The 8,643-nt window shown below is 37.1% G+C and carries 4 protein-coding genes; all 4 read right to left on the bottom strand.

All coding sequences use genetic code 11. The features are described 5' to 3' along the window. Nucleotides 1-159 precede the first annotated feature (159 nt). Nucleotides 160-1,350, bottom strand: a complete 1,191-nt coding sequence (locus ACLL8Z_RS13455; RefSeq protein ID WP_411275304.1) for a DUF1624 domain-containing protein — start codon at nt 1,348-1,350, stop codon at nt 160-162. A 552-nt stretch (nt 1,351-1,902) separates the two neighbouring features. Beyond that, nucleotides 1,903-2,802, bottom strand: a complete 900-nt coding sequence (locus ACLL8Z_RS13450; RefSeq protein WP_411275303.1) for a hypothetical protein — start codon at nt 2,800-2,802, stop codon at nt 1,903-1,905. A 318-nt stretch (nt 2,803-3,120) separates the two neighbouring features. After that, nucleotides 3,121-4,617 (bottom strand): pyridoxal phosphate-dependent decarboxylase family protein, encoded by a 1,497-nt coding sequence (locus ACLL8Z_RS13445; RefSeq protein WP_411275302.1) that lies wholly within the window; start codon nt 4,615-4,617, stop codon nt 3,121-3,123. A 951-nt stretch (nt 4,618-5,568) separates the two neighbouring features. Continuing rightward, on the bottom strand, nt 5,569-8,439 hold the full coding sequence (locus tag ACLL8Z_RS13440) for a TonB-dependent receptor (protein WP_411275301.1): 2,871 nt from the start codon (nt 8,437-8,439) through the stop codon (nt 5,569-5,571). Nucleotides 8,440-8,643 lie beyond the last annotated feature (204 nt).

Below are 8,643 nucleotides of genomic sequence, written 5' to 3'. Positions count from 1 at the left end.
CAGGAGAAGCTTTAATGTTTGTTTGGGAAAATGCTGAACTGGCAATTAACATTACAAGAATAACCGATAATTTATTCATGACATTCATTTTATTAATACGGGTGAGATAATAGATTGTGATTTTTTTACCTGATGTTGTTTTGTTTTTCATTTCATTTTTTACAAATAACTGAGCCACCACTTTTCTTTGTTATTAGTTTTATATCTATCATACCATTTGCACAACGGATATAAAACAATAACTACCGCCATCCATATACCATACACTATCCACAAGCTATACCCTTCACCTGGTATTCCGAATTTGAATGGAAGCCCGGGGATACCTTTCATTCCCTCTGCAACTGTATGCCCTCTTGATAAAAATAAAATAATATTCAGCGTACTGAGCAGGTAGAAATGAAGTATATAATAGAAAAAAGGTACCCGGCCATAAATGATAATGATTTTCGCCAGCCTGCTGGTGGTATTTTTCACAACCGCCAAAAAAATTAAAGCACAGCCAACCGTAGCAAACATATAAAGTAACGATGGTGGATATTTCTGCACATCCATAAAATCAAGAAAGGTATATAATGGATTTTTCTGCCTTACCCAATGACCGGGATCGCCATAAAAATCAATAAACCGTAAAACAATAAATAACAGCAAGGCGCCAATTCCCATCCAAAGCAATAGTTTATTCCGGCGTGGTGGTTCGATATTGCTGAATATTTTGCCACCGCAATAGCCAAGTATCATCAGGCCTGTCCACGGAAGAAAAGGATAAAAAATACCTATGGAATGGTTAGCATCCAAAGTAACCACGGAAGGACGGTGTAAAAAGTTCCACCATACCGGAACGTTTCCATTGCGGCTTGCTTCTGCAAAGTCAATACTGTTATGCCCTAATACAATCAATAAACCGAGAGCTAGTATTGCATTAAAAGGAAGCCATATAACAAGGCCAAGTATGATCATGCTGATGCCAATAGCCCAGATAGTTTGCAAAAAGAAAAAACTATAATATATATCTGCCGTTATACTCAGGCCGATTATGGCTACTTCCATAATAACAAGCCAAAGCCCACGGGTTATTAAAAAGCGGCTGAGTTCTTTTTTTGTTTTGCGGCCACTCTGCAGCCAAGCTGACACACCAGATAGAAAAACAAAAATGGGAGCACAAAAATGAGTAATCCACCGGGTGAAATAAAGAAGAGGAGTGGTGGTGGCCAGGTCAAGAGGATCGCTGGCATTAGCGGCACTATGAAAATAATCACGGGTATGATCGAGTGCCATGATGATCATGACCAGGCCACGAAGCAAATCAATGGATTGGATCCTGTTTTTTGTTAGCGATTGCTGCACCATATCTTACTATTTAAAAATGTAATTATTCTAAACCATTCAATATTTTTTTTCTTCTAGCGGCATCAAAAGAAAAATTATAAAGCGAACCAAAACAATATCCCAATGACATCACTGCAATCCATGGCAATAAAGGATAGGCGGTCGGGTCAAACATAAAAGCGGAAAAATGAAAATAACCATCTTACATGGTCAAGTGCCATGATTACCATCACTAAACCTTTAATAAGTCAATAGATGCTATTCTAGTTTTAGTGATAGTTGTCATTATTAAGTTTGATTGCTGTAACGTGTCACTATAGGGTTGCCGCTAACGAACAGGGCTTGCTGCTGTGTCGGTATTTTAAATGCCCAACCCGGAACTGAAGCTGATTAAAAAACTGAAGATGAAGTTAACAACATAAGCTGACATATATTCGTCTGCCGGACAATAGTTGATAGTGATATGAAGATGATTTTTTATTCGTCAGCCGGCATAGCAGCAAACCGAATGTTGTGGGCAGTGGATTTGTTTCTTTCATCATACTTCAACTTTTCAAAAAAATACAGTCAAGGCTATTTGCCATATTTAAGAACTTTTATTCCTTCATGTAATTCTAAAAATTTTTGATCTTCTGACCAAGAATCCCACATCGTAATATTTGTTTTTACATTCCCGCTAGCCATCAATTCAAATTTTACTTTATTATAGCCAATTCCTCCTTCAAATGCATTGTTCCCCGTGTAAACTAATCCCTCCATAATCTGTCCATTTAACTTTAAGATGAGTAAATCGTCTTCCCGGATAAATTCAGCCATCCCGTCTTTCAGTTTATATAGACCTGTAATTTTCTTATATCCCTCATCATTCAATTGAAATGTGTTTCCCATTACAACATCAAATCTAACCATGCTCTCATTAGAAGATTTTTTCTTGATTTCCAAAATACGGTTGATGGATTTCGGTGACCTGGCTGCCGCGTCTTCTTTAATATGAGGATCCCCTTTAAAATATATTTGGGTGATGAGATCCTGATGATCATTACTTGAAATTCTTAAGTGTATATGTGCAGGGCTCCAGTCTTCACCATCTTTGTAAGGTACGGGTATGATAGTTTTAAATGCATATCTACCATCTCTACCTGTTTTTACCGCTCCCCGGAATTTGTAGTCATCAGACGTATTATCATAATGTTCATGTTCATCGCATTGCCAAGCTTCAATAAGTACATTAGATAATGGAGTTTTGCGATCCTTTTTTAAAATAGTTCCACTTAAATGCATCACCTTTCCTTTTGATCCGGCAGGAATTAAGTTGCTCCTCATTGGTGATCCCGGGCGGTAAAACGGACCTAAAATATCACTGGTTGTCTCGCTTTCACCTTCAAAGCTTTTTCCATTCCAATTGATGGCTCCAAATGTTGCAATGCTAAAAGCAGTCAATGTAGAGTCTTTAATAAAGGTTCTGCGCTTCATAAATTATTGTTTTGATTGAAATTAGGACGTTCTGACTATATGCAAATCCATTGCAAACAACTTTAACGCATTAGCGATGTGGCGATATTCTGTGTTCCGTCAGTCCTTAACTGCTGCTGAATTTATAACTGAAATTTCATTGTTTATTGAATTAATTGCTTTAATTAGTTAGCTGGAACGGAAGCTGATTAGCGAACAAGAAGTTGTACATCTATTTGTCACCCCATCATATTGTCAAACCGAATGTTGTGCGTTCGTGTAATTTCAGGATTAGGATCCGAGGCTTAATTTCGGTGCAAAAGATTATAAAAAGAGTTGTTAGCTATTCTGAATCTTATTGTAAACTTTTCGCCCTTCCCGAACTATCAATTTAATCGTCTCATGAATGTCTTTTTTTGAAGTCCTGAAATTTACGATGCAAGCTCTTAAACAATATTTGTCTGCAACTACAGCATTGGACAAAAACACTTCGCCTCCTTGTTGTAATTCATTCAATAATTCTTCGTTTAATGTATTTAAATTAGCTTCACCTATTTTTTCATCTTTCACATAATTTAAAGGAACATAGCGCAATGTAGCGATGCTTAAGTTCTGCGTTACTGCTTCAAGCTCGTCATGCTTTTGTGCTTCGTCAAATAAAAGTTGTGATAGTTCGATGTCTTCATTTATCATTTCTATGTAACCATTTTTACCTGCTTGCTGCAAAGCCATCCACACTTTTAATGCTCTAAAGCCTCTTGAATTTTGAAAACCATAATTATGATAATTAAGCGTGACTTCGTCTGTGTTATTATCAAAGTTGTAATAAACCGGATGTGCACTGTAAGTATCAATCAGATGTTGAGGATTTTTTACTAAAGTGCAACCGGCTTCAAGCGGTGCGTAAAGCCATTTGTGTGGGTCCAGCGCAATGGAATCAGCTTCCTGAATACCGTTAAATATATTTTTGTATTTTGGGATTACTGCGGCAGGTATTCCATATGCACCGTCAATATGAAACCATAAATTATTTGCTTTGCAAATCGCTGCTATTGCCGCGAGATCATCTACCACACCTGTACTCACATCTCCTGCATTTGCAATTACAAGAAAAGGTTTTTTGCCGTTTTTCAGATCATCCGCAATGGTTAACGACAAAATATTCAAGTTCATTTTATTTTCAGAATCGGTAGGTATCCACCGGAGGGCTTTTAAGCCATGTCCGAACAAAACTGCGGCTTTCTCAATCCATGTGTGCGTTGCTTTTGAGCAATAAAATACCATCTCACCGGCAGTGTTTGCTAACCCATCTTCTTTCATGCTTTTCGGTGCTTTCGCAGTTCTTGCAGCTAAGAAAGCAGTGAAGTTTGCCATATTTCCACCGCTTACAAATATTCCACCACAGGCAGGAGAAACTCCTATAAATTCTGCCAGCCATTTTACTGTCTGCCTTTCAATAGCGGTTGCCATTGGACTTAAAATATTTGCACCAATATTAGGGTTAATAGCCGTAGCTAACAAATCTGCCAATGCACCAATTTGTGTCGGGGATGAAGTGATGTATCCAAAAAACTTTGGATGTCCATTTAACAATGAATGGTTAAGTAATAAATCGGAAGTCTTATCAAATAATTCTGAAACAGAAGTTTCATTTTCAGGTAAAGAGGTATTGCCTAAAACAGTTTGTATCTGGCTTGGGCTTTCTCCCAGAGTAACAGGCCTTTCATGTATCGTATCATAAAAATCAGCAATTGTGTCAACTAAACGATAGCCAATTCTTCTAAACTCTTCTTTATTGATTTGAATCGGTGTAATGCGGTGATTTTCCTTATCCATACATTATAAATCTTATTTTAATAAAAAAGATTTTATTTACTTAAATTAAATATACAAAGATTTGCGAAAAGCATAACACACAAACCTATTGTTATACGAAATTCTTTTAAGTTAATCGAAAATTTGGTGTCTGCGGCTTAAGTCTGCTACCTATTATGATAGCAGAAACATGTGTTTGATGAATTTCCAGAAAGATGGAAAGTTTAAGTGCGATAATTATTTCGACATCGTAAGGATTTCGATTGGTAAATTTTTGAACGCTAGCCCTGTTTATATCATCACTGAAATTATCCAAACAATATAAAACCACACAAATCCTACCCAACTAATTCTATGTATTTTTTTCAACATAAACCAGTCATATACAAAAAGCGAAATATATAGTGCATTCCAGACAATTGCAAGAAAAACTAGTCCATTTTCAATACGCAGATTTTCTGTAACTCGACTTAATATGGGCTCCAGAATAAACAACAACGACAGATAAATAAATAGTTTATGCTTAGCTCCGTTGTTCCAAAGACCTTCTGCCGTGCGTTCGCGTCGGTATGCTTACTTATACTAAGAAATTATAAATCACATTTGCTAATAAACGCCACGGTTCACTATCAAACATCAACATTTCCAATATATTTTCAATGATGATAAATAGACCTCCGTAAAAAAGTGCCGAGTGAATTTTGCCGTATGTGATTTTGTCCACTATCCAAGACAGTATAATTAAGCTATCCGAAAGTACAATGCCAAACCAACGGCATGCCCTGTGGGGAGATTGGAGATTTCTCCCTGCTTGGCGGATATTTTACCGGTAGAGGACACGAAGGACACACGAAGGGCGCGGAGGAAACCGGTTAAGATGATGGCAGCATGTGTAATAGGCTGTCCCATAGCTACGCAATGGGGTGGGCTTTCTGTTACAATTTTTTTGCTTTTTATCTTAGAGTACACTACCTACAATGTGTAAGTAATTTTTCCAGAAATAAAACGACCGTTAAAACCAAATTGGGTTACGGCCCGGCTATATAAAAACCTACCGTTAGATGTATTATCTCTGGCACCCGTGTAGCCATTAACACTGCTCAGATTATTTTCATTGTTACGTGGATCGATATACATTTTGTCTGGATAAACGTCAAATAAATTGTTTATTCCAAGGGTTGCTCCTATTTGTTTAGTAATTTTATAACCTACAGAAAAATCAGTCACCCATTTTCCAGCATACACTTGGTCCATTTCTAAAGGCAGATTATTAGCTGCAATAGTTGGGTCAACCGGATTTAAGAAAGCCACTTCTCCGAATCTTACTGTTCTTAAAGAAACATCTAACTTTTTGTATGAATAGGCACTGCTTAAGTTTAATTTACTTTGTGGTACTGATGATTCATATCTTGAACGCTCTGTTCTATCAAACAATCTTGCTTTCAAAGCCGGGTCGGCCTCAATAATAGCGGATCCTTTTATCTCTCTAACTTTAGTTTCATTAAAGTTTACAGCTGCAGAAAAGGTTAGGTTACCCATCGTGTTCAATATTATTTTCTCCGTTATCACAACATCTAAACCTTTGGTTCTGGTAGATATAGCATTAGTAAAAAATTGCACACTATTTATCTGACGCATTGGATCTACCGTGTCTAATATCTGATTCACTAATCCGTTTGGGTTAATTACACCAGCAGTTCTCTCTCTGGCGTATTGAGAAGAAAAAACGATACGATCTTCTATGTCTATCTGATATGCATCAATTGTGTAGGTTAAACCTTCAATTATTTTTCCTGCAATTCCTATGCTGGCAGATTTAGATTTTTCTGCTTTTAAAGATTCTACACCAAATTTCCTTACTATAGGATTATCATTGTTTACGGTTAACACCTGAGTTGGTAAACCACTGATAAATTGAGTACTTTCATTACCAAAATATCTTTGTGCCAAAGATGGCGCTCTGAAGCCTGTTGCATAAGCACCACGTAATGATAATTGGTTTATTACTTTAACCTTACCAGCAATTTTATAAGAGAAATTAGAACCAAAATCGCTAAAGTTTTCAAACCTGCCTGCACCTTCCAATACAATACTTTTACCTAATTCTGCTTCATAATCTGCATAAAGACCAATATTATTTCTTGATTTATCTAACGCATTTGCAGGTTTATATCCTGGAAATACTTGCGCACCAGCAGCCGCAAAACCACTTCCTACTGCTCTGCCCTGGATGTTTTTAGACGGCTGTCCAAAAGAGTAAGATAGCTCTTCTCCAGCGGTAATTGCATAATTATCAATTCTAAATTCTGCCCCATAAGCCGTGTTTAAAGATTTTAGGAAACTGGCAAACTCGTACTTTCTTGATACATCAAAATTAGTGGTGTTCTGTGCAAAACGAACTTTACCTGCATAAAATTCTTTTGGACTGGTTCCAAGTGGTAAAGAAGCATTTAAAGTATTATTAATGTCAAAACGAATTCCATTGCTGCCAAAAGAGTTACTAATGTCGTAGTTCCATTTGCTAATTTTTCCCTTTATGCCGCCACTAACAGAAAAATCGTTTATGGTAGTGTTAATAAAAGGTAAAAATCCATTAGGATAAATGCCTATATCTATTTGTGTAGCTTGTGTAGGAAGGCGTGTGAAACCTGCTGCCAAACCTGTTTTGCGTGTGTAACCAACTGCTAAATAGCCTTTCATGTCACTTCCTAATTCATATTCGCCATTTGCAAACGAGCCATAGTTTTTAGAATGTGAGTTTCCAACAATCATGTTATTACGACTAACTCCATTTGTTAATGCCCTGGCATTATCTATTGCTTTTAAACCTGCAAAACGTGTTTGAAAGTCTGCTTCACTTTCTGAACTTCCTTTTGCAGGGTTGGCAGAATATAACAATGGGCGTGTGTCTAAGCCGCCTCTGTTGGTTGCGCCCCTATCTAAGTATTGCGCAGCCAAGCTGACAAAACCTTTGTTACTTAAATTCCATCCTTTACTTGCATCTAATTGATAGGTTTTTCCGTCGGTATGGTCTCTTCCTAAACTATTAGAATTAGACTGACCATACAAAGCAGAAATCAATAATGGAGTTTCTTTTTTCAATACAAGATTAATAACACCTGCGATGGCATCAGAACCATATTGTGCGGCTGCTCCATCCCTCAAAACTTCAATTCTTTCTATGGCTGCAACAGGGATAGAGTTCATGTCGGTTCCTACAGATCCACGGCCAAATGTACCGTTGATATTTACCAATGCGGTAGTATGTCTTCTTTTACCATTAACTAAAACCAAAACCTGATCTGGCCCTAAACCACGCAACGATGCAGGATCTATATGGTCAGTTCCGTCAGCTACGGTTTGGCGGTTAGAGCTAAATGAAGGGGCAATATAATTTAAGATTTGACTTATATCTAGCTGAGGAAAACTTTTAAGCTCTTTAGCAGAAATAACGTCTATTGGTACCAACGAGTTTACGTTTGTACGTGGTTCACTAGAGCGGGAACCAATTACCGAAACCTCGGATAAGAAAGAACCTGATAATTTTAAAGCGAAATTTAGGTTGATTATTGAACTTCCTACAGTTACCTGTTGGGTTTGAGATTCATAACCAATAAATGTAATTTTTATAGTGTAATTGCCACTTGCTAGTTTAAGGTTATATTCACCATTATCATCAGTTGAGGTACCTATAGTGCTGTTAAGCAGAGAAATACTTACGCCAGGCATGACGCTCCCATCTGCACCATCGGTAATTTTTCCCTTTATACCTTGCCCAAATAGGCAACTAGCACTTGCAATAAATAAAAGTAAAACAGTAATTTTTTTGTAATGATAAGTCATATAAATTTGTTTAAGTAGCATAATATAAGTACAAAATCTATACTTTCTACAGGTGATGTGAAATACTCGGCGGAAATATTGAAGTTGTCTACGATTTCCCAGCCGTCATATCTTTTTTACGGAGCAACTCTAATATTTTTCTCCGTGTCTTGTCTTTTGAAGATGGAACTCACATCTGCATCGCATGATTTCTCCCTGCGTGGC

This window comes from Daejeonella sp. (assembly GCF_046590655.1).
Classification (GTDB): Bacteria; Bacteroidota; Bacteroidia; order Sphingobacteriales; family Sphingobacteriaceae; genus Daejeonella.
The sequence above is the reverse complement of the archived record's forward strand: the minus strand, read 5'-3'. Positions and strand labels throughout refer to the sequence as shown.

What these genes read in the sequence shown, in the direction of transcription:
- ACLL8Z_RS13450 (WP_411275303.1), bottom strand. Translation starts at nt 2,802, where the DNA reads ATGAAGCGCAGAACCTTTATTAAAGACTCTACATTGACTGCTTTTAGC.
- ACLL8Z_RS13440 (WP_411275301.1), bottom strand. Translation starts at nt 8,439, where the DNA reads ATGACTTATCATTACAAAAAAATTACTGTTTTACTTTTATTTATTGCA.
- ACLL8Z_RS13455 (WP_411275304.1), bottom strand. Translation starts at nt 1,350, where the DNA reads ATGGTGCAGCAATCGCTAACAAAAAACAGGATCCAATCCATTGATTTG.
- ACLL8Z_RS13445 (WP_411275302.1), bottom strand. Translation starts at nt 4,617, where the DNA reads ATGGATAAGGAAAATCACCGCATTACACCGATTCAAATCAATAAAGAA.